Raw genomic sequence first — 25682 nt, forward strand, 5'->3', positions numbered from 1 at the left:
CCTATCCTGACCCGGGTGAGCGCTGAACCCGAGGGGGACCCGGAAGGCGGCTCCGCGGATGCGGAGCTCCCCGAGGTCTACGCCGCGCTGCTCGGGGACTACGAGCGACACCTCAGCGCCGAACGCGGGCTCTCCGACCACACGGTCCGGGCCTACCTGGGCGACATCCGCAGCCTGCTCGACCACGCCGGCCGCATGGGCCGCACCGAGCCCGAGGCGATCGACCTGCGCACGCTGCGCAGCTGGCTGGCCAAGCAGCAGACGACCGGCCACTCACGTACGACCCTGGCCCGGAGGGCCACCGCGGCCCGGGTCTTCTGCGGATGGCTGGTCCGGACCGGTCGGGCGCAGGTCGACGCCGGTGCCGCGCTCGGCTCGCCCAAGGCCCACCGGACGCTTCCGCCCGTACTGCGCCCCGACGAGGTCGAGTCCCTCATCGCCGCCGCCATCACAGCGGCCGAGGACGGCACGCCGGTCGGGATGCGCGACATCGCCGTGCTGGAGATGCTCTATGCGACCGGTGCCCGCGTCGGTGAGCTCGTCGGCCTCGACCTGGACGATGTCGACTACGAACGCCGCGTCATCCGGGTGCTCGGCAAGGGACGCAAGGAGCGGATGGTGCCCTTCGGCGGCCCCGCGGTCCGGGCGCTCGACCGTTGGGTCGTCCGGGGCCGTCCGCAGCTGGTCACCGAGTCCTCCGGGCCGGCCCTGTTTCTCGGGGCTCGCGGCGGCCGGCTCGACCAGCGTGCCGTACGCACCCTCGTCCACCGCCGCCTCGCCGACGTCCCCGGCGCCCCCGACCTCGGCCCCCACGGCCTGCGCCACAGCACTGCCACCCACCTCCTCGAGGGTGGCGCCGACCTGCGCTCGGTCCAAGAGCTCCTCGGGCACGCCAGCCTGGCCACCACCCAGATCTACACCCACGTCAGCAGCGACCGGCTCCGCAAGGCCTACCGTCAGGCCCACCCCCGCGCCTGACCCGCCGAGACGTCACCCGCGTCGGCCGAGTGTGTAGTTGTGGCGGGCCGAGAAGTGAGTTGTGGGTGACGAAAGTCGAGCTTCGTCGCCCACAACTACAGTTTCAGCCCGCCACAACTGCGGATTCGGCCTACCGGACCGGGTCGCCGCGCCAGAGGGGGAGGAGCCGGACCGGCCGCGGGGCGTCGACGAGCAGGAGCGGGTCGAGGTAGACATCGTCGGCGTGACGGATCCAGCCCCAGTGCAGGCAGGCGGCGGGGAAGCAGTGGGAGCCGGCGATACCGAGCCGGCCCAACGGCGCTCCGGCCGCGACCGGAGCGCCGACGGCCACGGTGGCCACGACTGGCTCATAGGTGGTCCGTGTGGCTCCGTGGTCAACGCTCACCACCGCCTTGCCGGCGATCACTCCGACGAACGCGACCGTCCCGGCCATCGCGGCGCGTACGATCGCGCCCGGCGATCCGGCCAGGTCCACGCCGCGGTGACCCGCACCCCACGGAGCATCTGGCGGGTCGAAGCGGCGCACGACCTCCGGCTGGGGCGCCAGCGGCCATTCGCCCTGGGGGGCCTCGTCGGTCTCTCCGACCGGGCTCGGACCCTCGTCGTGACCCACTGCCCCACCCAGCGAGGCGCCGGACGGCGCCACCTCGGCACGTGGCGTTCCGAGGGCTGGGCTTGCCGGGGCGATGAGGACGACGAGGAACAGGGCCGCGACGAGGGCACGGGCCCGGTCGGAGAGGCGGTACGAGGTCATGACGAGCAGACAACCCCGGATCGAGGACCCGCACAACGAGCGGCGTACGTCCTGTGGATAACCCCGCCCCGAGACACCCCTGTGGACACTGATCGGCCCGCGCCGGAGCCGGTCATGGAGGATTGGCCCGAGACCCGGGTCGGCGGCTAGTCTTGGACCGGCAGCCCCTGTGGGCTGACTTCGCACGCCAGCAGACCGCGACGGTGCCTCGCTCCGAGACGCCGGTCGCCCGCGGGCGCGGCCCTCAGTCCCGAGCAGAACGCTCAGGTCGGACCGCGTGCAGGCGTCAGGGCCCATCAGCACTGATGGGCGCGAAACTGAAAACCGACCGGCTCGCGCCAACACCCGCCCGACCTCGAGAAACGCAAGGTCGAGCCACCAGCGGTGCACACGCGGGCCACCACCTAGGAGAAAAAACATCATGGCAGTCGTGACCATGCGCCAGCTCCTCGAGAGCGGCGTCCACTTCGGACACCAGACCCGTCGCTGGAACCCGAAGATGAAGCGGTTCATCCTCACGGACCGCAACGGCATCTACATCATCGACCTTCAGCAGTCGCTGGCCTACATCGACCGCAGCTTCGCCTTCGTCAAGGAGACCGTGGCCAAGGGCGGCACGATCATGTTCGTGGGCACCAAGAAGCAGGCCCAGGAGGCCATCGCCGAGCAGGCGACGCGCGTCGGGATGCCTTACGTCAACCAGCGCTGGCTGGGTGGCATGCTCACCAACTTCCAGACCGTGCACCAGCGGATCAACCGTCTCAAGGAGCTCGACGAGGTCAACTTCGACGACGTCGCCGGCTCGGGTCGCACGAAGAAGGAGCTCCTGCAGATGAAGCGGGAGCGCGACAAGCTCGACAAGACCCTCGGTGGCATCCGCGAGATGGGCCGTACGCCGTCCGCCGTGTGGATCGTCGACACGAACAAGGAGCACCTGGCAGTCGAGGAGGCCCGCAAGCTGCGGATCCCGATCGTCGCCATTCTGGACTCCAACTGCGACCCCGACCTGGTCGACTTCCCGATCCCGGGGAACGACGACGCCATCCGCGCCGTTGGCCTGTTGACCCGCGTGGTCGCCGACGCTGTTGCCGAGGGCCTCATCGCCCGCTCTGGTGGCAAGACCGAGGGCACCGAGGGCGCCACCACCGCCGACGAGCCCCTGGCCGAGTGGGAGCGCGAGCTCCTGGCGACCCCGGCCGTCGAGGAGGCCAAGGCCGAGGAGACCCCCGCGGCCGAGGAGACCCCCGCCGCCGAGGCCGCTGAGACCACCGAGGCTCCGGCCGAGGAGACCCCCGCCGAGACCCCCGCCGAGACCCCCGAGGCCTCGGCCGAGGCCCCGGCCGAGGCCTGAGCCTCATCGTCCACCCAAAGCCACTTAACAAGTCAGAGGAAGACACGCATGGCTTACACCGCTGCCGACGTCAAGAAGCTCCGTGAGCTGACCCAGGCCGGCATGATGGACTGCAAGAAGGCGCTCGACGAGGCTGACGGCAACTTCGACAAGGCTGTCGAGATCCTTCGCGTCAAGGGCACGGCCAAGGCCGCCGCCCGGGCCGCGGAGCGCACCACCTCGGCCGGCCTCGTCGCCGCCTCCGGCAACGCTCTGGTCAGCCTCCTCTCGGAGACCGACTTCGTCGCCAAGAACGAGAGCTTCGTCGCTGCTGCCCAGCAGATCGTCGAGGCCGCCGACGCCAACAAGGTCAACGACCTCGAGGCCCTCAAGGCCATCTCGCTCGGCGACAAGACCGTCGGCGAGACCGTCGAGGAGCTCGCCCGCACCATCGGCGAGAAGATCGAGCTCGGCCAGGTCGCCTACTTCGAGGGTGAGACCACGGTCTACCTGCACAAGAAGGCCTCCGACCTGCCGCCGAGCCTCGGCGTCCTGGTCGCCTACGAGGGTGACGAGGCGGCCGCGAAGCAGGCCGCCCAGCAGGCTGCCGCGCTCAAGGCGCAGTACCTCACCTCCGACGAGGTGCCGGCCGACGTGGTCGACGCCGAGAAGGACGTCCTCACCAAGAAGACGCTCGAGGAGGGCAAGCCCGAGGCTGCCGTCGCCAAGATCGTCGAGGGTCGGATCAAGGCGTTCTTCAAGGAGATCGTCCTGCTCGACCAGGAGTCGGTCTTCGAGTCGAAGAAGTCCGTCAAGCAGGTCCTCGACGCCGCCAACACGCAGGTGAAGCAGTTCGCCCGCTTCGACGTCGGCGCCTGAACCGAGCCTGACTCCGCGCCAACGGCGCGCGATCAGTTAGGTTGAGCAGCAACGTACGACGAAAGGGGCCGGTCCGATGAACCGAATGGTGATCATCGGACCGGCCCTTTCGTACGCCATCCCCACATGCACCACCCCGCAAGACGTCGCCCCAGGAAAGGCCACGGCATGACCCGCTACCAGCGCATCCTGATCAAGCTGTCCGGAGAGAACTTCGGCGGTGGCGAGGTCGGCGTCGACCCCATCGTGGTCGCCTCGATCGCCAAGGAGATCTCCGCTGTCGCCGCCTCCGGCGTGCAGATCGCGATCGTCGTCGGCGGTGGCAACTTCTTCCGCGGCTCCGAGCTCCAGCAGGCGGGCATGGACCGGTCCCGCGCCGACTACATGGGCATGCTCGGCACCGTCATGAACTGCCTCGCGCTGCAGGACTTCCTCGAGAAGGAAGGCGTCGACACCCGGGTGCAGACCGCGATCACGATGGGCCAGGTCGCCGAGCCCTACATCCCGCGCAAGGCCATGCGTCACCTCGAGAAGGGCCGTGTCGTGATCTTCGGCGCCGGCTCCGGCATGCCCTACTTCTCCACCGACACCGTCGCCGCCCAGCGCGCCCTCGAGGTCCACGCCGAGGTCGTCCTGATGGCCAAGAACGGCGTCGACGGGATCTACACCGCCGACCCGAAGAAGGACCCGACGGCGACGAAGTACGATGAGATCACTTTCGGCGAGGCACTGCAGAAGCAGCTCAAGATCGCCGACGCCACCGCGTTCGCCCTCTGCATGGAGAACAAGATGCCCATCGTGGTCTACGGCGCGGAGGACGAGGGGGCGGTCTACCGGATCGTCCAGGGTGAGAAGATCGGTACGCTCGTCACCGCTGGCTGAGCGGCACGAGCCCACACGCCACCCACAACACAACACTTACGAGCGCACAGGAGCATCCGGTGATCAACGACATCCTCAACGAGGCCGACAGCAAGATGGTGAAGTCGGTGGACTCCACGCGTGAGGACTTCTCCACCATCCGTGCTGGCCGCGCCACTCCGCAGATGTTCAGCAAGATCCTGGTCGACTACTACGGCACTCCGACGCCGATCCAGCAGCTCGCCTCGTTCACCAGCCCCGAGCCGCGGATCATCAACATCGCCCCCTTCGACATCGGCGCGATGGCCAACGTCGAGAAGGCGATCCGCGACTCCGACCTCGGCGTCAACCCGTCCAACGACGGCAAGATCCTGCGTGCGGTCTTCCCGGAGCTGACCGAGGAGCGCCGCAAGGAATACATCAAGCTCGCCAAGGAGAAGGCCGAGCAGGGCCGCGTCTCCGTGCGTCAGGTGCGCCAGAAGGCCAAGCAGGGTCTCGAGAAGCTCGAGAAGGACGGCGAGGCCAGCAAGGACGACGTCACCGGTGCCGAGAAGCGCCTCGACGGCCTCACCAAGAAGCACACCGACACGATCGACGAGCTGCTCAAGTCCAAGGAAGCCGAGCTGCTCGAGGTTTGAGCCTGTGACCCTGCGAGCGAAGCGAGCAGGGTCGCAACGCGAAAAGATCGAGCGAGCGCGCCGCTGAGCTTGCGAAGCGGCGACCGCGTGTCGAGATCCAGCCAGCGACGCAGTCGAGCCCCACAAGCGGCGCGGTCGGGATCCAGAGGAAAGACCTGAGCATGAAGGAATCCCTTGTGAGCCAGACGCCGCCGTCTCCTTCTCCGTCAGCTTCCGAGCCGCCGAAGAAGGACTACGGGCGCGCCGGCCGCAACCTGCCCGCAGCGATCGGCTCGGCCGTCGTCCTCCTGGTCGCGATCGCGCTGAGCCTGATGTTCGTGAAGACGGCGTTCATGCTGATCGTCGTCGGCTGTGTCGTGGCCGCGGTCTGGGAGCTCCATCGGGGCCTGATGGCCAAGGACATGGACGTCCCCGAGCAGCCGCTGATGATCGGCGGCACGGTGATGGTCCTGGTCGCCTACTTCCTGGGCTCCGACGCGCTGGTGACGGCCACCGCGGTGACCGCTCTGGTGATCATGCTGTGGGTGCTGCGGCGTGGGGTCGATGGCTACGTACGCACCTCAGCAGCCTCCGTCCTCACCCTGTTCTACCTGCCGTTCCTGGGCTCGTTCGTCGCGCTCATGCTCCGCGAGGGCGGCGGCTGGACCTCGGGCGGCCTCTCGGACGACGGCGTACGCGGCATCATCGTCTGGGTCCTGCTCACGATCATGTCCGACATCGGCGGCTACGTGGCCGGGGTCCTCTTCGGCAAGCACCCGATGGCGCCGGTGATCTCCCCGAAGAAGTCGTGGGAGGGCTTCGCCGGCTCGGTGGTCTTCACCGTCGCGACCGGCGTCGGCCTGGTCGTATGGCTGCTCGACGGCGCCTGGTGGGTCGGTGTCGCGCTCGGCGTGGTCGCCTGCGTGATGGCCGTCCTCGGCGACCTGGTCGAGTCGGTCATCAAGCGCGACCTCGGCATCAAGGACATGAGTCAGATCATCCCCGGCCACGGCGGCCTCATGGATCGCCTCGACTCGCTCCTGGCGACCGTCGCCCCGGTCTGGCTGATCCTCCACTACGCCGTCTTCTGAGCGGGTTCTAGCCGGATGCTCTTCCTCGTACGCCACGGACGACCCATCCAGGTGCGCGGCGTCGCCGCGGAGCACTGGGAGCTCGACCCGGCCGGGTTCGACGACGTCTGGGCGCTGCGTGACCGGCTCCCGGTCGGCGCCGCGTGGTACTCCTCGCCCGAGCCGAAGGCACAGCAGACCGCCCAGCTCCTCACCGACGGCGACGTCGGCGTGGTCGACGCTCTCCGTGAGCACCGCCGCGGCGAGGCCTGGGTCGAGGACTTCCACCCCACGGTCGAGCGGGCGTTCGCGGAGCCGACGGTGCCGGCGTACGACGGCTGGGAGCCGCTCGAGGAGTGCCGCGCCCGAGTGACGAAGGCCGTTGCCGGAATCCTCTCGGCCCACGCGGGCGAAGACGCCGTGCTCATCGGCCACGGCACGGCCTGGACAGTCCTGGTGAGCGAGCTGACCGGCACGCCGCCAGATCTCGCCCGGTGGCGAGACCTCGCCTTCCCGGACCTGATCACCGTCGACGCCTGATCGGCCGCAATCACCCAGAGTTCGTTGGGGCAGCGATTCTTTACCAAAGGAAGTCGTCGTTCGGCGCTACGGTTGAAGAGTGAGCCAGCGTCCCGCGGACCTCGACGTGGACCCCGATCCAGACGTCGAGGCAGATCACGGCCCGGAGGAGGACTCCTCGGGGTCCAGTGGCCTGTCTGCATGGCTGCACGACTCGCACCCGACCGTGGCAGCCCTGGTCGGCTTCTACATCGGCCTGGCGTACGCGATCCTCGTGCCCGGCACCTGGGGCGCGCTGCTGACCTGGGTGGTCGGTCAGGAGCGGGCCGAGGAGCTGTTCCCGTGGGTGGCGCTGACCCTGCTGGTGCCCCTGGCTCTGCTCATCCCGCGCAAGACCCGCCGCCTGGCCGAGTTCGTCTGGCTGGGGATCATCCTCACCGTGCTGGTGGTGGTCGGCGTCGGCTCGCTGGTCTTCTGGATCCTGCTGAAGACTGGCTGACCGAGCGGGCCGGATCCAGGTTTAGCCGTACGCCGCACCCCGGTGGGACAATGGATGCGTGACCGAGCCCGACCCTGCGAACGTACCGGCCCCGCACAGCCCTGAGGCCGAGGCCGCCGCGATGGAGGGGCGCCGCCTGCCCCTGGTGATGGCGCCGCCCAAGGGCCGCGGGAAGCCGCCGCGCCACCTGGCCGACCTCGACCTTGCCGGCCGTCAGGACGCGGCGAAGGAGGCCGGGCTTCCGGGGTTCCGGGCCAAGCAGCTCTCGGTGCACTACTTCGAGCGGCTGGTCGACGACCCTGAGAAGATGACGGACCTTCCCGCCGGCCAGCGCCAAGAGCTGGTCGACACCTTCCTGCCCGACCTGATGACGCCGATCAGTCAGCAGGAGGCCGACAAGGGCACCACCCGCAAGACGCTGTGGAAGCTCTTCGACGGCGCACTCGTCGAGTCGGTGCTGATGCGCTACACCGACCGCGCCACGGTCTGTATCTCCTCCCAGGCCGGCTGCGGCATGGCCTGCCCGTTCTGCGCCACCGGCCAGGGCGGTCTCGAGCGCAACATGTCGACCGCCGAGATCGTCCACCAGGTCGTCGTCGCGGCCCGGCAGATGGCCAGCGGCGAGATCCCCGGCGGCCCCGGTCGTCTCTCCAACGTGGTCTTCATGGGCATGGGCGAGCCGATGGCCAACTACAAGGCGCTGATGGGCGCGGTCCGCCGCCTCACCTCGCCGGCGCCCGAAGGCCTCGGTCTCTCGGCGCGCCATGTGACCGTCTCCACCGTCGGCCTCGTACCCCGGATCAAGCAGCTCACCGAGGAGGGCATCCCGGTCACCCTCGCCCTCTCGCTGCATGCACCCGACGACGAGCTGCGCAACGAGCTCGTCCCGATCAACACCCGCTTCTCGGTCGCCGAGACCGTCGACGCCGCCTGGAACTACGCGCGCGTCACGAAGCGTCGGGTCTCCATCGAGTACGCGATGATGCGCGGCATCAACGACCAGGGCTGGCGCGCCGACATGCTCGCCGACGTCCTCAACTCCTACGGCGACTGGGGCTGGGTCCACGTCAACCTCATCCCGCTCAACCCGACCCCGGGCTCGAAGTGGACCGCGAGCGACCCGGAGGACGAGCGTGAGTTCGTACGCCGCCTCGAGGCCAAGGGCATCTCCACCACCGTCCGCGACACCCGCGGCCGTGAGATCGACGGCGCCTGCGGCCAGCTCGCCGCTCAGTCGGTGTCCTAGCGCGACGGGACTGCACGGTCGGCCGGCTCAAGCCCCTGGCTCGGGCCGGCTCTCGTGTCCGTGTCGGCCTTGGGTGCGGCGTACTTCCTTCATCTCCGACTCGTAGAGGTGCCGCTTGCCCTCGACGAGAGTTTCGCGAGCCTCCTTCTCCAGACGCTTGAAAGTGGCGTAGTAGCCGTCGTCGTACTCCTCGACGATCTGGAACGTCCACCTGCCGTGGAGCACGTTGCGTCCTACGAGCTCGCGCTCGAACGTGTCCGCCAGCTCGGTGTGGCCGGCCTCGCGCAGCTGCTGGACACCCTTGCCGAGGGTGAGGTCGGCCGTTCCGGTGATGCGATGCAGTGCATACAGATGACCGCGGGCGATCTCGATCGCTTCGAGTGCCTCGCTGATGGAGCCGAGCGCCTCGACGGTGAGGTCGTCGACGCCTTCGGGCCGGATGTGCTCCTCATCGGTGGTCATGCCGCGATCGTGGCAAAGTGAGCGATCGGGCGGCAAGCCCCAGATTTCTGAGAGTCACGCGGTGTTTCCGCTGATGACACCGCCCGGACCAGCTGTCGCCCGGTACGGAGTTCTGGCCACGGGAGGTTCACCGACCCGTCAACCAAGTCGGGGGTCACGTTGCCGGACGGCGCTCACGATCAGGAACATGAGCATCAGCCTCGATCGGGTCCCGCTGGTCGCCGCCAACTCAGAGCCGCTCCGTGTCCTCATCGTCACGGAGTCGTTCCTGCCCCAGGTCAACGGCGTGACGAACTCCGTACGCCGCGTCCTGGAGCATCTCGCGATCGACGGCCACACCGTCGAGGTCGTGGCCCCCACCGGGCCCACCGAGTACGCCGGGTTCCCGGTGACCCGCACCCGTGGTGCGACGTTCTGGGTCTACAAGGACTTCCGTGTCGGCCTGGAGACGCGGCGCAAGCTGCGCGCGGTGATGCGCCGGTTCAGCCCCGACGTCATCCACGTCGCCTCACCCGCGCTGCTCGGGCGGCAGGCGGTGCTGGTGGCCAAGGAGCTCGGCATCCCGAGCGTGGCGATCTACCAGACGGACCTGGTCGGCTTCTGGGACAAGTACAAGGCAGTCGGCGGCCCGCAGGCCGCGGCGATGCTCACCCGTCAGGCGCACTCGGCCGCCGACCGCACCCTGGCGCCGAGCTCGTCGGCCCTCACCCAGCTCGAGGGTCTCGGCGTACAGCGCACCGGGCTGTGGCCGCGAGGCGTCGACGTCGAGCTGTTCCACCCGAGCCGCATCGACCATGATCTGCGCGCCCAGCTCGCGCCCAACGGGGAGACCATCGTCGGGTACGTCGGCCGCCTCGCCCAGGAGAAGGAGCTGCACCTGCTGGCTCCGCTCGCGCACAACCCGGCGTACAAGGTCGTGCTCGTCGGTGGCGGCCCGCAGGAGCGCGAACTGCGGCACCTGCTCCCGAACGCGACCTTCATGGGCGTGCTGCAGGGGGAGGAGCTCGGGGCCGCGTACGCCTCCCTCGACGTGTTCGCGCACACCGGCTCTCACGAGACGTTCTGCCAGGCGGTCCAGGAGGCGCTCGCCTCCGGGGTCCCGGTCGTCGCGCCACGCTCGGGCGGGCCGCTGGACCTGGTCGCCGACGGCGTCACCGGGTTCTTCTACGAGCCCGGCAGCCGCGACGACCTCGCCTCTCACGTCGCGCTGCTCCACAACGACCCGCAGCTGCGGCTGCGGATGGGGCGCGCGGCCCGCAAGAGCGTCGCGCACAAGTCCTGGGGCGCGGTGAACGCCGCCCTGGTCGACCACTACCGCGACGTCATCCGGGCGCGCCGGCTGCGATGACGTCGAGGACCTCCTCGTCGGTGTCGACGAGGTGGACGTGGCCCTCCATCGCGCGGCCACGGGCCAGGGCCTGCAGGAGCGGCCAGACCGGCAGCTCCTCGGTCCAGTAGCTGCGCCCGACCAGCACCATCGGCGCGACCGCGCTCGCGTCGGCGTAGTAGTTCTCGCAGGCGTCCTGGAAGACCTCCTGCACGGTGCCGCCGGCGCCGGGCAGGAAGACGATCCCGCCGTCGCAGACCTCCAGCAGCACCGCCTCGCGGGTGGCGTTGCGGAAGTACTTCGCGATCGCCCCGGCGAAGACGTTGGGCGGTTCGTGCCCGTAGTGCCAGGTCGGGATCCCCAGCGACCTTCCGGGCTTGCCCTCGACCTGGTTCCGTACGTCCAGAGCCACCTGCGCCCAAGACCGGATCGAGGGCCGGAACGACGGCACCGTGGCCAGCGCCGCGAGCGCATCGTCGAGCACCGTCTTCGGTGCCCCGGCGAGGAAGGCGCCCAGGTTGGCGGCCTCCATGGCTCCCGGGCCGCCGCCGGTGGCGACGACATGGCGGTTCGCCAGGTGCTGGGCGAGGCGGGCGGCGGTCGCGTAGCCCTCCTCGCCGCGCCGCAGCGCGTGACCGCCCATCATCCCGACGATCCGAGTGCCCTCGTCGCGTCGCGCCCGCACCCATGCCTCGAGAGCGGCGTCGATCGCGTGGTCGTGGAGGGTGATAGCGAGCTCGTCGTCGGCGTCGAGCGGCTGCTGCAGCCAGGCGTACGCCCTCGCATCCAGGCTCCGCGCATAGACCGGGTCGTCGTAGAGCTCCTCGGCGGTGTAGAGCCGGGAGCGGTAGACGTCGACGGGTGTCTCGGGGATCACCGGCATCACCAGCGCGCCCTCGTCCTCGGCGTAGTCGCCGTCCCCGGGTGCGAAGGTGCACCCGAGGAAGGTGGCGCCGGCCAGCTCGGTCTCCCGCAGGGTCTCCGAACGCGAGCTCAGGTCCAGCGACCGCAGCCGCCATCCCCTGAGGCTCCCCGCCCCCGCCGCCAGATGCCCGTCGAGCTCCTCCACCGACTCGATGTCGACATGCCGTCCGCGGTGATGCTTCATACCGAGAAACCTACCGACTCACAGTGGCCAGGAGACTCCGGTCAGGCTCTCGGATTCGGTCCACAGCTTGCGGGCGAGCTCGGGGTCGGAGGCGACCGCGGTGCGGCCGACGAGCGTCGGGCTGCCGCGGTACTCGCCGAGCCCGTCCGGTCCGACGTAGCTTCCCGACGGCAGGTCCTGGCTGGCTGCGTACAGGGTCGGGAGGGCGCCCGCCTCCGCGGACTGCGCGACGACCCGGTTGCCGATAGCCATGAGAGCGTGCTTGACCAGGTTGCCGGTGTGGCCCTGCAGGTTGGTCGCGGCGTAGCCCGGGTGGGCGGCGTACGCGCGGAGCCCGGTGCCCTCCAGACGCCGCTGGAGCTCGAGGGTGAAGAGCAGGTTGGAGATCTTCGACTGCCCGTAGGCCCGCTCCGTCCGGTAGTCGCGCCGCTCCCAGTTGAGGTCGTCGAGGTCGAAGCCGCCCCAGCGGTGAGCCGAGGAGGCGACCGTCACGACGCGGTCCGTGATGTGGGGGAGCAGCAGGTTGGTGAGCGCGAAGTGTCCCAGGTGGTTGGTGGCGAACTGGCTCTCGTAGCCGTCGGTCGTGAGGCGCTTGGGCACCATCATGATCCCGGCGTTGTTGATGAGTACGTCGATCTCACCCTCCCACTCCTCGGCGAAGTGCCGCACCGAGCTGAGGTCGGCCAGGTCGAGCGCCCGCACCTCGGCCCTGCCGCCGATCGTCGCGGCCACCTCCTCGCCGGCGGCGACGTTGCGTACGGCCAGGACGACGCGGGCGCCCTTCGCGCCCAATTGGGTGGCGACGACGCGGCCCAGGCCGCTGGTCGCGCCGGTGACGATGACGGTGCGGCCGTCGAAGGACGGCAGCCGTTCGGAAGTCCACTTCTGTTCGGTCATGACTCCAATCTAGGCGGTGCCAAGAATCTTGACAATGCCAATATCGGTCAAATCTCGATAAGGTGTGCCTGATGACCGAGACGATGACCCGCTACCACCACGGCGACCTGCGCGCCGCGGTGCTCCGCCGTGCGGAGGAGGTGCTGCGCGAGTCGGGCACCGACGCGCTCTCGCTGCGCGGCATCGCCCGTGATCTGGGCGTGAGCCACGCTGCGCCGAGCGCCCACTTCCGCGACAAGAACGCGCTCTTCGACGCGCTCGCGGTCGCCGGATTCCGGCGGCTGGGCGAGGTGATGGACGCTGCGTTGGCCACCCGCGGCTCGCTGACCGATGACCTGGTGACCTTCGCCTCGGCCTACCTGGAGTTCGCCACCGACAACCCGGCACTGCTCTCGGTGATGTTCGCACGCAAGCACAGCGAGACCTCCGGCGCCGAGATCGCCGAGGCCGTCGCCGCCGCCTTCGCCCACCCCACCGCCCTGCTCACCGAGGGCCAGGCCCGTGGCGAGGTCGTCGACGGTGACCCCGAGGTCATCGGCGTCACCGTCCTGGCCGCGATCCAGGGCCTGGCCACCTTCGTCGGCTCCGGTTTCGTGACGCCCGAGCAGTCCCAGCGGATGCTGGAGGACGTCGTTGCCACCCTGATGCGCGGCCTGGCCCGCTAGATGCGCCTTCTTCGCGCGGTGGCGGCGCGCGGCGTGCTCGTCGAAGTGGGGATCGGCATCGCGATCCTCTGCACCCTCCTACTGCTCGCAGGGCTTGTCATCCGGGCGAGCGTGGATAAGAGCAGACAAGCGGAGCGCGCGGTCGTCACGGACCAGAAGGCGCTCGAGGTCTGGCGTGACAAGCTCGAACCCCACCTCGAGCAGATCAACTCCATCCCGACGCCTGAGGGGCTCCGCTGGCCGGAGGATGCCGTGGTGGACGAGTGCCGCGTCGACGAGTCGGACCACCATCTGGTCCAGGTTGGTGCCTGGTTCGTGTGGGAGGCGACCGAGGAGGTTGCCTTCGATGAGGTGAGCGAGGTGGGAGCTGCCGGATATGTCGAGATCCTCGACTACCTCGCCGACCACGGATGGCGGATCAGCAAGCGGGAGAATCTGAACGGCATGGTCTCCAGTGCCAACCGCGACTTCGACTCCGCCGATCTGGAGCATCCCTCGGGCGTCACGATGCGTACGCAGCTTCTCGGTAACTCGATCCTGGGGCACCTCTTCTTCAAAGGAGCCCCCAAGGTCTGCTCCTTCAGCGGCTGAACCGTCGCGCTGTGCTGCCAGGAGTGCGTCATTGCGTACTCCTGGCAGCACACGGCGGGCTCAGAAGGCGTGGGCCATCAGGTCGGCGTAGACCTCCTGCTCGTCGACCTCCAGGCCTCGGGCCTGGAACCACTTCGCGACGTTGGTGATGTCGCGGAGCAGGAAGTCGAAACCCAGCGGGTTGCCGACCAGGTCGATGATCTGGGGGAGATCGATGATCACGAGCCGGTCCTGCTGGGCCAGGATGTTGTACGGCGAGAGGTCACCGTGGACCAGGCCGGCCTGCACCATCGTGGCCAGTGCGTCGACGAGCCCGTCCCACCACATCTCCAGGACGTGGTGCTCCGGCCGGGTCTGGGCGAGCCGCGGCGCCGTCTCGAACTCGCCGTTGCCGTCGTCGACCGCGATCCACTCCATCAGGATCTCGGTCCCGTCGATCTGGACCGGATAGGGGACCGGGAGGCCGAGGTTCCAGCAGCGTACGAGCGCGTTCCACTCGGCGTTGGCCCACTCGGCCTTGGCGACCTCGCGGCCGAAGGTCGAGCCCTTCTTGAGCGCGCGCTCGTCACGAGAGCGCTTGACAGAACGGCCCTCGGTATAGCTCGCGGCCCGGTGGAAGGTGCGATGGTCGGCGTCGCGGTAGCGCTTGGCGACCATCAGCGCCTCCAGCTCCGGGAAGAGCGGGTCGGCCCGTACCACCAGGAAGGCGTCGGCCTCCTTGCCGGTCTTGAGGATGCCGAGCTCGGTGTCGATGGCGCCCTGAGAGGTCACCACCCAGTCCGGGCGAGGCTCCGGTCCACGGGAGAGCGGCTCCACGGAGAGCCAGGTGGACCAGCGTTGTCCGTCGTCCAGGTCGTCGTAGGCCTGGAAGTCGAAGACGAAATTCGGGTCGATCCTCTGGAGAGGATCAGCGGAGATGTTCTCCTGAGTCACTTCGGGTGCTCCTGATACGAGAGATGCGGTCTGTGGGCAGGCACAGGACAACGACAGTCATGGTCTGCTCCTCTCGATCAGGGGCGTCTCGTGGACGAGGACGCCGGTCGCGCTCCATGGTGGAGGACCGCGACCGGCGTACGCAACAGGTTTATTCGGGATCTGACGAGACGAGCCACACGTCGTCCCGCCCGAGGACGAGGACCCGGCCGTCCTCGAGACCGTGGGCGACAGAGCCGTACGGTGCGGCGAGCTTCGCCGACTCCTTGCCGGACTCGGAGTCGATGAAGGTGTGCGTGTAGGCCGGCAGGTCCCGCCCGACCGCGAGCTGCGCCACCGGTCGCGGGTCGTTCCCAAAGCGATCGATGACCGGGCCGCTGACCTCGACGCCGGGGTAGACCTTCTTCGTCTTCTCGAGGACATCGTGGGACGCTCGGTTCAGGTCCTCGGTCCACAGGCGCTTCCCGGTCGTCGGGGAGTACGCCGAGATCTGGTCGGTCACCGTGAGCACGACTGCGGCCGGGGTCGGCGACAGTTGGGTTCTGTCCGACTCCTCGATCGGTCCGGTACTGACCCGGAAGCTGGAGGCTCGCCGGCCCTCGAGGTCCGTGGTGACGATGTCATAGGCGTCGCCGGAGCGACTGTTGAGATAGATGCGGTCCGCGAACACGTCGACCTCGGGGAAGCCAAGCTCCGGGCACGGCGTCGTGGTCGTCCAAGCCCGGATGCCTGCTCTGGTTGCGGTGAAGGTGCAGGTGCCGTTCTCGCGAGAGACGCCGACGAGGAGATCACCGACCTGCGCCGCCGTGTGGTCATCGAGGAGCGTGATCGGAGCGCCCAAGGGTTTGCCGTCACGTAGCTGCCGAACGGAGTGGGTCTTCGGGTCGATGTCGGTCGCGATCGTCGGGACTCGCCGCACGTGCGTGTCCTCGAAGGTGCCGGAGCCTACGTACACGGGGGTAGCGAGGTCCGGCGAGAGCCGCGGAGTGCGAGTGGTCTCCTGTCCCGAGGCGTCGAAGTGAACCGTGGAGCACGCCTTCTCTTCGCATACGACGGCGTCGAGCTGCCCGTCGAGGCTGATGGCGATCGGATGGTAGAGGTCGTCCGTGGCCTGCTGCCACGCCAGCTTGCCGTTGCGGTCGTACATCGCGATCTGCTCGACCCCGACAGTTGCTACGTGGCCGCCATCCCCGACGTGAGCCCAGTTCCCGTCCTGGAGTTCCTCGGCGATGACCTTCCCGGTCCCCAGGTCACGAATCATCAGCTGGTCGTCTTCGTAGGTGTAGATCCGGCCGCGTACGACAACTGCCTCGCCGGCCGCGCGGTCGACCTCCGTGTGCCACACGACGTCGCCGGCGACCAGATCGTGGGCTCGCCAGTGGCCGATCCCGACGAGCAGCGCCCCAGCGACGGTCAATACACCAACAGCGATGAGCGCCTTCTTGGCACCGGGCGAGACAGCCATGATTCCTCCGAGATCCCGAGACGACAGCCGCAGCCTAAGCCTCGCCCAGAACGGGTCAGTGACCGCCGACGAGCGGAGCGACGGCCCGGGCGACCAGTGAGCCCTTGCCGGTGGCGGTCTCCTCGGCGTCGGCCATGGTCATCGCGCGCAGGCCGGCGTTGACGCCGAGCCAGCGCAGCGGCTCCGGCTCCCAGCGCGGTGAGACGTGACCGACCCAGGGGAGGGCGGCGAGATCGGACTCGGTGCCGAGGACCAGGTCGCGCAGCGTACGGCCGGCGAGGTTGGTGGTCGCGACGCCGTCGCCGACGTAGCCGCCGGCGTGCGCGAGGCCGCTGGCGGGGTCGTAGCCGACCGAGGCGTGCCAGTCACGCGGGATGCCGAGCACGCCGCCCCATCGGTGGGTGACCTTGTGGCCGCGTACGGCCGGGAACATCTCGATCAGGGTCGCCAGCAGGCGGCGGTGGGTGCGCATGTCGGAGGCATCCGCGTGGGTGATCTTCGACCCGAAGGAGTACGGAGCGCCCCGGCCGCCGAAGACCAGCCGGTCGTCCGCGGTGCGCTGCCCATAGATCAGCAGGTGCCGGCCGTCGGAGAACGTCTCGCGCTCCTCGAGGCCGATGCTCGACCAGACCAGGTCCGAGAGCGGTTCGGTGGCGATGATCAGGGAGCGCACCGGGATGACCTCGCGCTCGAGGCCGGCCAGCGTCGGGGTGTAGCCCTCGGTGGCGCGTACGACGACGTCGGCGGTGACCACGTCGCTGTCCGTCCTCACCTGGTGCGGACCGATCGACGTGACCCGGGTCTGCTCGTAGATCGTGACGCCGCGGGCCTCGACGGCGCGGGCCAGGCCGCGGACGAGCTTGGCGGGGTGGAGTGCGGCGCAGTCGGGGGTGTAGGTCGCACCGAGGGTGCTGGTCGCGGCGAGCCGCTTCTGGGCAGCGGGCTGGTCCAGCAGGGAGATCTCGGCGTCACCGAGCCCCCAGGAGCGGGCGTGCTCGACCTCGTCGCGGGCGCGCTCGAGCTGGGCGGGCGTACGGGCCACGACGACCGTGCCGCCCTTGGCGATGTCGGCCTCGATGCCCTCGGCATCGGCGACCCGGATGACCTCGTCGACGGTCGCCCGCATCGCCCGGTCCTGGGCGAGAGCGGCCTCCCGGCTCGAGCCCGCGGCCACCTTGTCGAGCGAGGCGGGGAAGAGGGCCGAGCACCAGCCGCCGTTGCGGCCCGAGGCTCCGAACCCGGCGACCTCGGCCTCGAGGATCGCGATCTTCAGGTCGGGCCTCGCCTCGGCCAGGTAGTAGGCCGTCCACAGGCCGGTGTAGCCCGCACCCACGATCGCGACGTCGACCTCGATGTCGCCCATCAGCGCCGGCCGCGGCTCCCAGGTGTCGCCGGCGGTCTCGTGCCACAGGCTGATCTCGGGATACTCGCTCACCTGACGCCCCAGGCGTAGGTCTGCTTGTGCAGGTGGAGGTACATGAACGTCTCGGTGCTCACCACGCCCTCGATGGCGCGGATCTTGCTGGAGACGAGGTTGAGCAGGGCCTCGTCGCTCTCGGCGACGACCTCCACGAGCAGGTCGTAGGAGCCGGCGGTGATGACGATGTAGTCGACCTCGTCGAGCTTGCCGAGCTCGTCGGCGATCCCCTCGATCGGTCCGGAGGTGCGTACGCCGATCATGGCCTGCCGCGCGAAGCCGAGCTCGAGCGGGTCGGTGACGGCGACGACCTGCATGACGCCGCTGTCGACGAGGCGCTGCACGCGCTGCCGCACCGCGGCCTCGCTCAGGCCGACCTCCTTGCCGATCGCGGCATAGCTGCGCCGCCCGTCCTGCTGGAGCTGCTCGATGATCAGCTTGTTGACCTCGTCGAGGTGAGCGCCCCCGTTGCGCTTGCGAGTGGTCATGGCGCCCAGTCAACCTGTTTGCCGTGGCCAGATGCAACGAAATCCGTCGTGTGTAACGAACAATTTCCATGATTCCGTACATTGTGTGTGGCTGAAGGGCTCTGAAGTTGTCATAGTGGGCGTCGTGAACCATGTCTCGCTGACCGATGCGAAGCCCGCCGTCTACTGGCTGGACGACCCTGCGAAGCCAGCGCCGCTGCCGCCTCTGCTCGGGGTGGCGTCGGCGGATCTGGTGGTAGTCGGAGGCGGATACTCGGGGCTGTGGACAGCGCTGTTGGCCCGTGAGCGGTTTCCGTCGTGGTCGGTGGTGCTGCTGGAGGCCGGCCAGTGCGGGGACCAGGCATCGGGCCGCAACGGCGGCTTCGCCGAGGCGTCGTTGACCCATGGCTTCTGGAACGGTCTGGAGCGCTGGCCCGACGAGCTCGCGACACTGGACCGGCTCGGCCAGCAGAATCTCGACGAGATGGCGGCGACTGTCCAGGATCACGGCATCGACTGCGACTGGCAGCTCACCGGTGCGCTGAACGTCGCCACCCGCCCGCACGAGGTCAACGACCTCGTCGAGTGGTCGACCGCGCTGACCGAGCACGGCATCAAGCACCGACTGCTGGACGAGACCGCGGTGCGGGACGAGCTCCGCTCGCCGACCTACCTCGGTGGCCTGGAGGTGGTCGGTGACACGGCCACGATCGAGCCGGCGCGGCTGGCCTGGGGATTGCGGCAGGCCTGTCTGGACGCCGGTGTGGTGATCCACGAGGGCTCCGCGGTCACAGGTCTCGAGCGTGACGGTTCGGGGATGCGGGTCTCGACGATCGCGGGGTCGGTCCGGGCCGGGCGGGTGGCATTGGCCACCAACGCCTTCCCGCCGCTGCTGCGGCGGCTGCGGATGATGACCGTGCCGGTCTACGACTACGTACTCATGACCGAGCCACTCTCCGCTGAACAGATGGACGCCATCGGCTGGGCGAACCGGCAGGGCGTCAGCGACTCCGCCAACCACTTCCACTACTACCGCCTGACCAGGGACAACCGCATCCTGTGGGGCGGCTACGATGCGATCTACCACTTCGGCTCGAAGATCTCCCCGGAGCTGGAGACCGGTGCCACCCACGACAAGCTGGCCGGCCACTTCTTCGAGACCTTCCCGCAGCTCGAGGGACTGCGCTTCACCCACCGCTGGGCCGGGATCATCGACACCTGCACCCGCTTCTCGGCCTTCTTCGGCAAGGCGTACGCCGGCCGCGTCGCCTACGCGCTCGGCTACACCGGTCTCGGCGTCGGAGCCACCCGTTTCGGCGCCCAGGTCATGCTCGACCTCCTCAGCGGCGAGCAGACGGAACGTACGTCGCTGGAGATGGTGCGCTCGAAGCCGCTGCCGTTCCCTCCTGAGCCTGCCCGGTACGCCGGCATCTCGATGATGGTCCGCTCGCTAGGGAAGGCCGACGCCAACGGCGGGCGCCGCGACCTGTTCCTGCGGACGATGGACCGGCTCGGGCTCGGCTTCGACTCCTAGCGGCGAGTCACTCGAACCTCATCCGTCACGGTGTACAGGCAATTCCTGCGCTTCTCGGGTGTTGCATTGCCTGATAAGTGCAGGGATACCCGGTTAACCGGGTATCCCTGCACCGGGCTCAAGCAGCGTCCTGCGCCGCCGCGACCCGCTCGCGGAGCTTCGCATGGATCTCCTCCGGCGTGCGCTGCGTACGCTGGCGGTGGTTGCGCGCGATGATGACGCCTGTCGCGGTGACCCCGGCCAGGCCGGCCATTCCCACGATCTTCCACACGCGTGCACTGCCGAAACTCATAGGACCCCCTGCTCACGATGTCTGATGACACCACTATCTCCCTTGCCGACGCCGTGGACCAGACCCGGACCGGTGATCTGTGGCTCTTCCGCGGGCGTTCGGTCGCCGACCGGGCGATCCGGATGCTCAGCAACGCCCCGGTCAACCATGTCGGGATGGCGGTGGTGCTCGATGACCTGCCGCCGCTGATGTGGCATGCCGAGCTCGGCAAGGGGCTGCTCGATCTCTATACCGGCACCCACCACCGTGGCGTACAGCTCCACGATCTGCGTGCCGCGGTCGAGCAGTGGGCCGGTCGCTACGAGCAGCAGGTCTGGCTGCGCCAGCTGACCGCCGACATCGACCGCCCGCGCGAGGACGCGCTGCTGCGGACGATCGCCCGGCTCGACGGCACCCCGTTCCCCTCGACCGCCGCGCTGGCCGGACGCTGGGCGCGGGGGAGGGTGCGCTCGAAGGCCGGGCTCGAACAGGTCTTCTGTGCCGAGGTCGTCGCTGCCACCTACCAGGAGATGGGTCTGCTCGACGACGAGCGCCCGACCAACTACTACGACCCGGGTCGCTTCTGGTCCGGCGACCACCTGACCCTGCAGGACGGGGCGGTCCTAGGTAGCGAGGTACGCGTCCTCGGCTGAGCCGCGGCCGGCGAGGCGGAGGGCGACGGAGACCTCTCCGCTCTCGACCAGGGTGCCGATGACGAGCGCACGGAGCCCACGGAGCAGGGCATCGGGGTCTACCAGGTCGGGCGCCGCGAGGGCGTGCAGCAGGTAGCCGTGCACGAGGGCGAGCAGGGAGTCGGGGTCGGTCCGGGTCGCGCCCGCCACGGTCGCCGCGCGGTCCGCGACGGCACGGCCGGTGGTGAGCGCCTCGGCCACCACCGGGCGGAACTGCGGCTCGCGGGCGGCGTGGAGCAACCCTTCGAGGAAGGCGAGCGAGTCGGCCGGCGGGGACATCAGCGCCGCGGCGAACGCCTCGGCCATCGCGTCGGTGCCGGACTCCGTCGCGGCGAGCTCGTCGGCGAGCGTACGCAGCCGGGCGACGTCCTCGGCCACGCCCGTGCGCATCGCTTCGGCCGCCAGGTCCGTGATCGAGTCGAAGAAGTAGCCGACGGTGGCCAGCGGCAGCCCGGCGCGCTCGGTCACGGCCCGATGGGTGACCCCGGCCATGCCCTTCTCGGCGGCCACCTCGATCGTGGCGTGGACGAGGGCGTCGCGTCGCTGCCTGGCGCTGTCACCGTGCCGTCGCTTCATGGGCAGAGTGTTTCACGCGAGCCGGCAAGAAGTCTGGAAGATCTTCTAGACTTTTAAGAGCCGATCCAGCACGCTGTCCGACATGACCGCACCGGCCCGCGTACACGCCTTCACCGACGACGCCCTCGGCGACCACGACGCCGTCGAGCTCGCCCACCTCATCCGATCCGGCGAGCTGAGTGCGACCGAGGTCGAGACGGCGGCGATCACCCGGCTGCGACAGGTGGCCCCGGGGCTGCACGCGATGGCGTACGAGGCCTACGACGCGCCCCGTCGCGCGGGGGCCGACACCGGCCTGCTCCATGGTGTGCCGACCCTGCTCAAGGACAACACCGACCTGCTCGGGATGCCGACGAACCACGGGTCGGAGGCGTTCCGCGCGCGTCCGGCCGCACACGACGGGCGCTACACGACCCAGTTCCTCAGTGCCGGGGTGACGGTGCTGGGCAAGAGCCGGATGCCCGAGTTCGGGCTGAACGCGACCACCGAGTTCCGCAGCGGGCCGCCGACACCCAACCCCTGGAACACGCGCCACTCCGTCGGCGCATCCTCCGGCGGGGCAGCGGCGCTGGTCGCCGCCGGCGCCGTGCCGCTCGCGCACGCCAACGACGGCGGTGGCTCCATCCGGATCCCGGCCGCGGCCGCCGGACTGGTCGGGCTCAAGCCCAGCCGCGGCCGGCACATCGACGGCGAGATGGCCCGCACCCTCCCGATCAACATGGTCAGCGAAGGGGTGGTGACGCGTACGGTCCGCGACACCGCGACCTTCCACGCCGCGCTCGAGCGGCACTGGCGCAACCCGGCGCTGCCGCCCCTCGGGCTCGTCGAGGGCCCCGCGCGGCGGCGGCTCCGGGTCGCGTTGATTATGGAGTCGGTGACCGATGCCGTCGTGGACACGCCGACGAAGGCGGCCGTGGAACGCACCGCGACCCTGCTGGAGGAGCAGGGCCACAGCGTCGAGCCGGTCCCGATCCCCGTCGACGCGCGCTTCGGCGACGACTTCCTCAGCTACTGGGGTCTGCTCGCCTTCCTCGCCGGCAACCTGGGCCGCCTGACCATCGACCGGACGCTCGACCAGGGCCGCCTCGACGGCCTCACCGACGGCCTGCGTCACGCCTTCGCCTCCGGCGGCTGGCGCCGGACGCCGACCGCACTGCTCCGCCTGCGGCGGGCCGCGGCGGCGTACGCCTCCGTCTTCGACCATCACGACGTGGTCCTGTGCCCGGTCGTCGCCGGTGTCACCCCGCCGCTGGGTCATCTGTCCCCGAACGTGCCGTTCGAGGACCTCGTCGACCGGCTCGTTCGCCATGTCGCGTTCACCCCGCTGCAGAACATCACCGGTGCGCCGGCGATCTCGCTGCCGATGGGGCTCAGCGAGGAGGGGCTGCCGATCGGGGTCCAGCTCTCCGCGGCGTACGGCGACGAGCGGACGCTTCTCGAGCTCGCCTATGCCCTCGAGGAGCAGTCGCCGTGGCCCCGGATCCACGACGGGCAGATCACAGCATCGTAGAGGCCTTCTCCAGCACCCGGCGCAGGATCTGCTCCATCTCGTCGAACTCGGCCTGGCCCACGGTGAGGGGCGGGGAGAGCTGGATGACCGGCTCGCCGCGGTCGTCGGCGCGGCAGTAGAGGCCCTCGGACCACAGCGCCTTGGAGACGAACCCGTAGAGGATCCGCTCGCACTCCTCCTCGGTGAAGGTCTCCTTGGTCGCGCGGTCCTTGACCAGCTCGATGCCGTAGAAGTAGCCGGTGCCGCGTACGTCGCCGACGACCGGCAGGTCCTTCAGCTTCGACAGCGTGGCCAGGAAGGCGTCCTCGTTGCGGCGTACGTTGCCGAGCAGGTCCTCGGCCTCGAAGAGGTCGAGGTTGGCCATCGCCACCGCGGTGGAGACGGGGTGACCGCCGAAGGTGTAGCCGTGGTAGAAGGTCTCCTCACCGGTCAGGAACGGCTCCATCAGCCGGTCGGAGATGATCGTGGCACCCAGGGGCGCGTACCCCGAGGTCAGCCCCTTGGCCGTGGTGATCATGTCGGGCACGTAGTCGAACCGCTCGCAGCCGAACATCGTGCCCAGCCGCCCGTAGGCGCAGATGACCTCGTCGGAGACGAGCAGCACGTCGTACTCGTCGCAGATCTCCCGCACCCGCTGGAAGTAGCCAGGGGGAGGCGGGAAGCAGCCGCCCGAGTTCTGCACCGGTTCCAGGAAGACCGCGGCGACGGTGTCGGGCCCCTCGGCGCGGATCACGACCTCGATCTGGTCGGCGCACCAGCGTCCGAACGCCTCCGGGTCGCTCCCGTCCATCAGCCCGCCGGTGATCTCCGAGGCGCGGTAGATGTTGGTGTTCGGCACCCGGAAGGTCGAGGGGACCAGCGGCTCGAACGGCGCCTTGATGTCGGCGAGGCCGGTGATCGACAGCGCCCCGTGGGTGGTGCCGTGGTAGGCGATGTTGCGCCCGATCACCTTGTGCTTGCCCGGCTTTCCCTTGAGCTTGAAGTAGTTCTTGGCGAGCTTCCACGCGGTCTCGACGGCCTCGGAGCCGGAGTTGGTGAAGAAGACCCGGTTCAGGTCGCCGGGGGCGAGTGAGGCCAGCCGCGCGGCCAGCTCGATCGCCGGCTCGTGCGCGTAGGACCACAGCGGGTGGAAGGCCAGCTGCTTGGCCTGCTCCGCGCCGGCGTCGGCGAGCTCCGCGCGCCCGTGGCCGACCTGGGAGACGAAGAGCCCCGCGAGACCGTCGAGGTAGCGGTTGCCCTCGATGTCGTAGATGTAGGCGCCCTCACCCCTGGCGATGATCGGCACGTCGGCCTCTGCATAGCTCGAATGCCGCGTGAAGTGCATCCAGAGATGGTCCTTGGCGTCGCGCTGCAGCTGCTCGTAGTTGCCGGTCATGACTCAATGGTCACCCAACGCCTCTCGCTTTCGCAAGCGAATCCGTTTCAAAGTGCGATTATCACTTCGGATTCAGTTGTGACATCCCTGTTACGGGAAGGAGTTAGTCTCTACCGCATGGCTGACCAGACCTTCAGGAACGTGATTGGCGGCGAGCTGCGTGAGGCCGCCGACGCCGCGACGTACGACGTCGTAGACCCCGCCACCGGCGAGGTCTACGCGCAGGCCGCGATGTCGGGGGAGGCCGACGTCGACCAGGCGTACGCCGCGGCCGCATCGGCCTTCGCGACCTGGGGCGAGACCACACCCCAGGAGCGCAGCCTGGCGCTGCTCCGGCTCGCCGATGCAATGGAGGCCCGGGCCGCGGAGCTGACTGCCGTGGAGGTCAAGGACACGGGTAAGCCGTTCCAGCTGACCCTGGAGGAGGAACTGCCGCCGACGATCGACCACTTCCGCTTCTTCGCGGGCGCGGCGCGGACCCTGGAGGGGAAGAGCGCAGGCGAATACCTACAGGACCACACCTCCTGGATCCGCCGCGAGCCGATCGGCGTGATCGGGCAGGTCACGCCGTGGAACTACCCGCTCGCGATGATGTCGTGGAAGATCGCCCCGGCGCTGGCTGCCGGCAACACGGTCGTGCTCAAGCCCTCCGACACCACCCCGGCCAGCTCCGCGCTCCTGGCCGAGATCGCCCAGGAGTTCCTGCCGCCGGGCGTGCTCAACCTCGTCACCGGCGACCGCGACACCGGGCGCGCGCTGATCCGGCACAAGACGCCCCAGATGGTCGCCATCACAGGCTCGGTGCGCGCCGGGATGGAGGTCGCCGCGACCGCGGCGCAGGACGTCAAGCGTGTCCACCTCGAGCTCGGCGGCAAGGCGCCGGTCATCGTCTTCGACGACGCCGACATCGACAAGGCGGTCGCCGGTATCGCCGCGGCGGGCTACTTCAACGCCGGTCAGGACTGCACCGCCGCGACCCGGGTGCTGGTGCAGGAGGGCATCCACGACGAGTTCGTCGCGGCTCTCGCCGAGGCGGCCCGCAACACCACTGTCGGCCTCCCCGCCGACAACACCGATGTCGGCGCGCTCAACAACCCCGGCCAGCTCGCCCGGGTCGCGGGCATGGTCGACCGCCTCCCGGACCACGCCACGATCGCAGCCGGCGGCGCGCCGGCACGAGTCGTTGGCGGCGAGAACGGCTACTTCTACCAGCCCACGGTCCTGGCCGGCCTGCGCCAGGACGACGAGCAGATCCAGCACGAGATCTTCGGCCCGGTGATCACGGTGCAGCGGTTCGCCGACGAAACCGAGGTGCTCAGATGTGCCAACGACGTCGACTACGGCCTCGGGTCGAGCGTATGGACCAAGGACCACGCCACCGCGCTGCGGGTCAGCAAGCGCCTCGATTTCGGCGTGGTGTGGATCAACACCCACATCCCCTACATCTCCGAGATGCCCCACGGCGGCTTCAAGCACTCCGGATACGGCAAGGACCTCTCCGTCTACGGGTTCGAGGACTACACCCGGATCAAGCACGTGATGTCCTACCTCGGAGGTTGACACCAAAGGAACAGGTCGACCGGCGACCCTCGATACGCGAACAGACCATGTCCGTGAAAGCATCGAGGGCCGTTTCGCG

Annotated in this window: 27 protein-coding genes; 16 read left to right on the forward strand and 11 right to left on the reverse strand. The window is 69.2% G+C overall.

From position 1 onward, the window contains the following. Nucleotides 1-15 precede the first annotated feature (15 nt). On the forward strand, nucleotides 16-978 hold the full coding sequence (locus OG801_RS24015) for a tyrosine recombinase XerC (RefSeq protein ID WP_406031677.1): 963 nt from the start codon (nucleotides 16-18) through the stop codon (nucleotides 976-978). A 130-nt stretch (nucleotides 979-1108) separates the two neighbouring features. Here OG801_RS24015 and OG801_RS24020 read toward each other — a convergent pair whose 3' ends face one another. Beyond that, a complete protein-coding gene (locus OG801_RS24020) occupies nucleotides 1109-1732 on the reverse strand; it encodes a peptidoglycan DD-metalloendopeptidase family protein (RefSeq protein ID WP_406031678.1) in 624 nt (207 codons plus the stop codon). 421 nt (nucleotides 1733-2153) lie between these two features. On the opposite strand from OG801_RS24020, the gene rpsB reads away from it, so the two are divergent. The 8 genes from rpsB to rlmN all read left to right on the forward strand — a co-directional run bounded on the left by rpsB (nucleotide 2154) and on the right by rlmN (nucleotide 8753). Continuing rightward, nucleotides 2154-3083, forward strand: coding sequence for a 30S ribosomal protein S2 (gene rpsB / locus OG801_RS24025; RefSeq protein ID WP_406031679.1), 930 nt, complete (start codon nucleotides 2154-2156; stop codon nucleotides 3081-3083). A 48-nt stretch (nucleotides 3084-3131) separates the two neighbouring features. Beyond that, a complete protein-coding gene (gene tsf, locus OG801_RS24030) occupies nucleotides 3132-3941 on the forward strand; it encodes a translation elongation factor Ts (protein WP_355018076.1) in 810 nt (269 codons plus the stop codon). A gap of 168 nt (nucleotides 3942-4109) precedes the next feature. Then, entirely contained in the window at nucleotides 4110-4823 is a 714-nt protein-coding gene (pyrH, locus tag OG801_RS24035) for a UMP kinase (RefSeq protein WP_355018075.1), read from the forward strand. 62 nt (nucleotides 4824-4885) lie between these two features. After that, on the forward strand, nucleotides 4886-5440 hold the full coding sequence (gene frr, locus OG801_RS24040; protein ID WP_406036298.1) for a ribosome recycling factor: 555 nt from the start codon (nucleotides 4886-4888) through the stop codon (nucleotides 5438-5440). Nucleotides 5441-5601: 161 nt separating this feature from the next. Continuing rightward, nucleotides 5602-6510, forward strand: coding sequence for a phosphatidate cytidylyltransferase (locus tag OG801_RS24045; protein ID WP_355018074.1), 909 nt, complete (start codon nucleotides 5602-5604; stop codon nucleotides 6508-6510). Between the two features lie 15 nt (nucleotides 6511-6525). After that, complete coding sequence (locus OG801_RS24050; protein WP_406031680.1) at nucleotides 6526-7029, forward strand: histidine phosphatase family protein; 504 nt, start codon at nucleotides 6526-6528, stop codon at nucleotides 7027-7029. 79 nt (nucleotides 7030-7108) lie between these two features. Continuing rightward, the gene (locus OG801_RS24055; RefSeq protein ID WP_355018072.1) at nucleotides 7109-7507 is read left to right on the forward strand and encodes a hypothetical protein; all 399 of its coding nucleotides are present in this window, start codon (nucleotides 7109-7111) and stop codon (nucleotides 7505-7507) included. A gap of 121 nt (nucleotides 7508-7628) precedes the next feature. Next, on the forward strand, nucleotides 7629-8753 hold the full coding sequence (gene rlmN / locus OG801_RS24060; protein ID WP_355229282.1) for a 23S rRNA (adenine(2503)-C(2))-methyltransferase RlmN: 1125 nt from the start codon (nucleotides 7629-7631) through the stop codon (nucleotides 8751-8753). A 27-nt stretch (nucleotides 8754-8780) separates the two neighbouring features. Here the strand turns inward: rlmN and OG801_RS24065 are convergent, their stop codons facing one another. After that, a complete protein-coding gene (locus OG801_RS24065; RefSeq protein ID WP_406031681.1) occupies nucleotides 8781-9215 on the reverse strand; it encodes a hypothetical protein in 435 nt (144 codons plus the stop codon). A 187-nt stretch (nucleotides 9216-9402) separates the two neighbouring features. On the opposite strand from OG801_RS24065, the gene OG801_RS24070 reads away from it, so the two are divergent. Further along, nucleotides 9403-10563 carry a glycosyltransferase family 4 protein gene (locus tag OG801_RS24070; protein WP_406031682.1) on the forward strand — a complete coding sequence of 387 codons (1161 nt, stop codon included), beginning with the start codon at nucleotides 9403-9405 and terminating at the stop codon, nucleotides 10561-10563. Here the strand turns inward: OG801_RS24070 and OG801_RS24075 are convergent. Together OG801_RS24075 and OG801_RS24080 are read right to left on the reverse strand one after the other, a co-directional pair. Beyond that, nucleotides 10538-11650: an LOG family protein gene (locus OG801_RS24075; RefSeq protein ID WP_406031683.1), complete on the reverse strand. Its 1113-nt coding sequence runs from the start codon at nucleotides 11648-11650 to the stop codon at nucleotides 10538-10540. The two genes, OG801_RS24070 and OG801_RS24075, sit on opposite strands and share 26 nt — an antisense overlap. A gap of 18 nt (nucleotides 11651-11668) precedes the next feature. Next, the gene (locus OG801_RS24080; protein WP_406031684.1) at nucleotides 11669-12547 is read right to left on the reverse strand and encodes an oxidoreductase; all 879 of its coding nucleotides are present in this window, start codon (nucleotides 12545-12547) and stop codon (nucleotides 11669-11671) included. Nucleotides 12548-12618: 71 nt separating this feature from the next. On the opposite strand from OG801_RS24080, the gene OG801_RS24085 reads away from it, so the two are divergent. Both OG801_RS24085 and OG801_RS24090 read left to right on the forward strand, forming a co-directional pair. Continuing rightward, nucleotides 12619-13212, forward strand: a complete 594-nt coding sequence (locus tag OG801_RS24085) for a TetR/AcrR family transcriptional regulator (RefSeq protein WP_357360784.1) — start codon at nucleotides 12619-12621, stop codon at nucleotides 13210-13212. Continuing rightward, a complete protein-coding gene (locus OG801_RS24090) occupies nucleotides 13213-13803 on the forward strand; it encodes a hypothetical protein (protein WP_406031685.1) in 591 nt (196 codons plus the stop codon). A 60-nt stretch (nucleotides 13804-13863) separates the two neighbouring features. Here the strand turns inward: OG801_RS24090 and OG801_RS24095 are convergent, their stop codons facing one another. The 4 genes from OG801_RS24095 to OG801_RS24110 form a co-directional block, all read right to left on the reverse strand. After that, nucleotides 13864-14736, reverse strand: coding sequence for a serine protein kinase RIO (locus tag OG801_RS24095; protein ID WP_406031686.1), 873 nt, complete (start codon nucleotides 14734-14736; stop codon nucleotides 13864-13866). A 151-nt stretch (nucleotides 14737-14887) separates the two neighbouring features. Next, nucleotides 14888-16201, reverse strand: coding sequence for a hypothetical protein (locus OG801_RS24100; RefSeq protein WP_406031687.1), 1314 nt, complete (start codon nucleotides 16199-16201; stop codon nucleotides 14888-14890). Nucleotides 16202-16256: 55 nt separating this feature from the next. After that, nucleotides 16257-17636, reverse strand: coding sequence for an NAD(P)/FAD-dependent oxidoreductase (locus tag OG801_RS24105; RefSeq protein ID WP_406031688.1), 1380 nt, complete (start codon nucleotides 17634-17636; stop codon nucleotides 16257-16259). Beyond that, nucleotides 17633-18106 carry an Lrp/AsnC family transcriptional regulator gene (locus OG801_RS24110; protein WP_008363265.1) on the reverse strand — a complete coding sequence of 158 codons (474 nt, stop codon included), beginning with the start codon at nucleotides 18104-18106 and terminating at the stop codon, nucleotides 17633-17635. The genes OG801_RS24105 and OG801_RS24110 overlap by 4 nt, the downstream gene beginning before the upstream one ends. A 124-nt stretch (nucleotides 18107-18230) precedes the next feature. Between OG801_RS24110 and OG801_RS24115 the strand changes: the two genes are divergently transcribed. After that, nucleotides 18231-19619 carry an NAD(P)/FAD-dependent oxidoreductase gene (locus OG801_RS24115; RefSeq protein WP_406031689.1) on the forward strand — a complete coding sequence of 463 codons (1389 nt, stop codon included), beginning with the start codon at nucleotides 18231-18233 and terminating at the stop codon, nucleotides 19617-19619. A 118-nt stretch (nucleotides 19620-19737) separates the two neighbouring features. On the opposite strand, the gene OG801_RS24120 is transcribed toward OG801_RS24115, so the two are convergent. Then, nucleotides 19738-19911: a hypothetical protein gene (locus tag OG801_RS24120; protein ID WP_355018038.1), complete on the reverse strand. Its 174-nt coding sequence runs from the start codon at nucleotides 19909-19911 to the stop codon at nucleotides 19738-19740. 17 nt (nucleotides 19912-19928) lie between these two features. Between OG801_RS24120 and OG801_RS24125 the strand changes: the two genes are divergently transcribed. Next, nucleotides 19929-20543, forward strand: a complete 615-nt coding sequence (locus OG801_RS24125; protein ID WP_355018037.1) for a hypothetical protein — start codon at nucleotides 19929-19931, stop codon at nucleotides 20541-20543. On the opposite strand, the gene OG801_RS24130 is transcribed toward OG801_RS24125, so the two are convergent. Further along, a complete protein-coding gene (locus OG801_RS24130) occupies nucleotides 20514-21158 on the reverse strand; it encodes a TetR/AcrR family transcriptional regulator (protein ID WP_406031690.1) in 645 nt (214 codons plus the stop codon). The two genes, OG801_RS24125 and OG801_RS24130, sit on opposite strands and share 30 nt — an antisense overlap. 82 nt (nucleotides 21159-21240) lie before the next feature. On the opposite strand from OG801_RS24130, the gene OG801_RS24135 reads away from it, so the two are divergent. Next, on the forward strand, nucleotides 21241-22668 hold the full coding sequence (locus OG801_RS24135) for an amidase (protein WP_406031691.1): 1428 nt from the start codon (nucleotides 21241-21243) through the stop codon (nucleotides 22666-22668). Here the strand turns inward: OG801_RS24135 and OG801_RS24140 are convergent. Next, entirely contained in the window at nucleotides 22655-24043 is a 1389-nt protein-coding gene (locus OG801_RS24140) for an aspartate aminotransferase family protein (RefSeq protein ID WP_406031692.1), read from the reverse strand. The two genes, OG801_RS24135 and OG801_RS24140, sit on opposite strands and share 14 nt — an antisense overlap. A gap of 117 nt (nucleotides 24044-24160) precedes the next feature. Between OG801_RS24140 and OG801_RS24145 the strand changes: the two genes are divergently transcribed. Beyond that, on the forward strand, nucleotides 24161-25603 hold the full coding sequence (locus OG801_RS24145) for a gamma-aminobutyraldehyde dehydrogenase (protein WP_406031693.1): 1443 nt from the start codon (nucleotides 24161-24163) through the stop codon (nucleotides 25601-25603). The last annotated feature ends 79 nt before the right edge of the window (nucleotides 25604-25682 follow it).

It is taken from the genome of Nocardioides sp. NBC_00163 (assembly GCF_045206295.1).
Lineage (GTDB): Bacteria > Actinomycetota > Actinomycetes > Propionibacteriales > Nocardioidaceae > Nocardioides.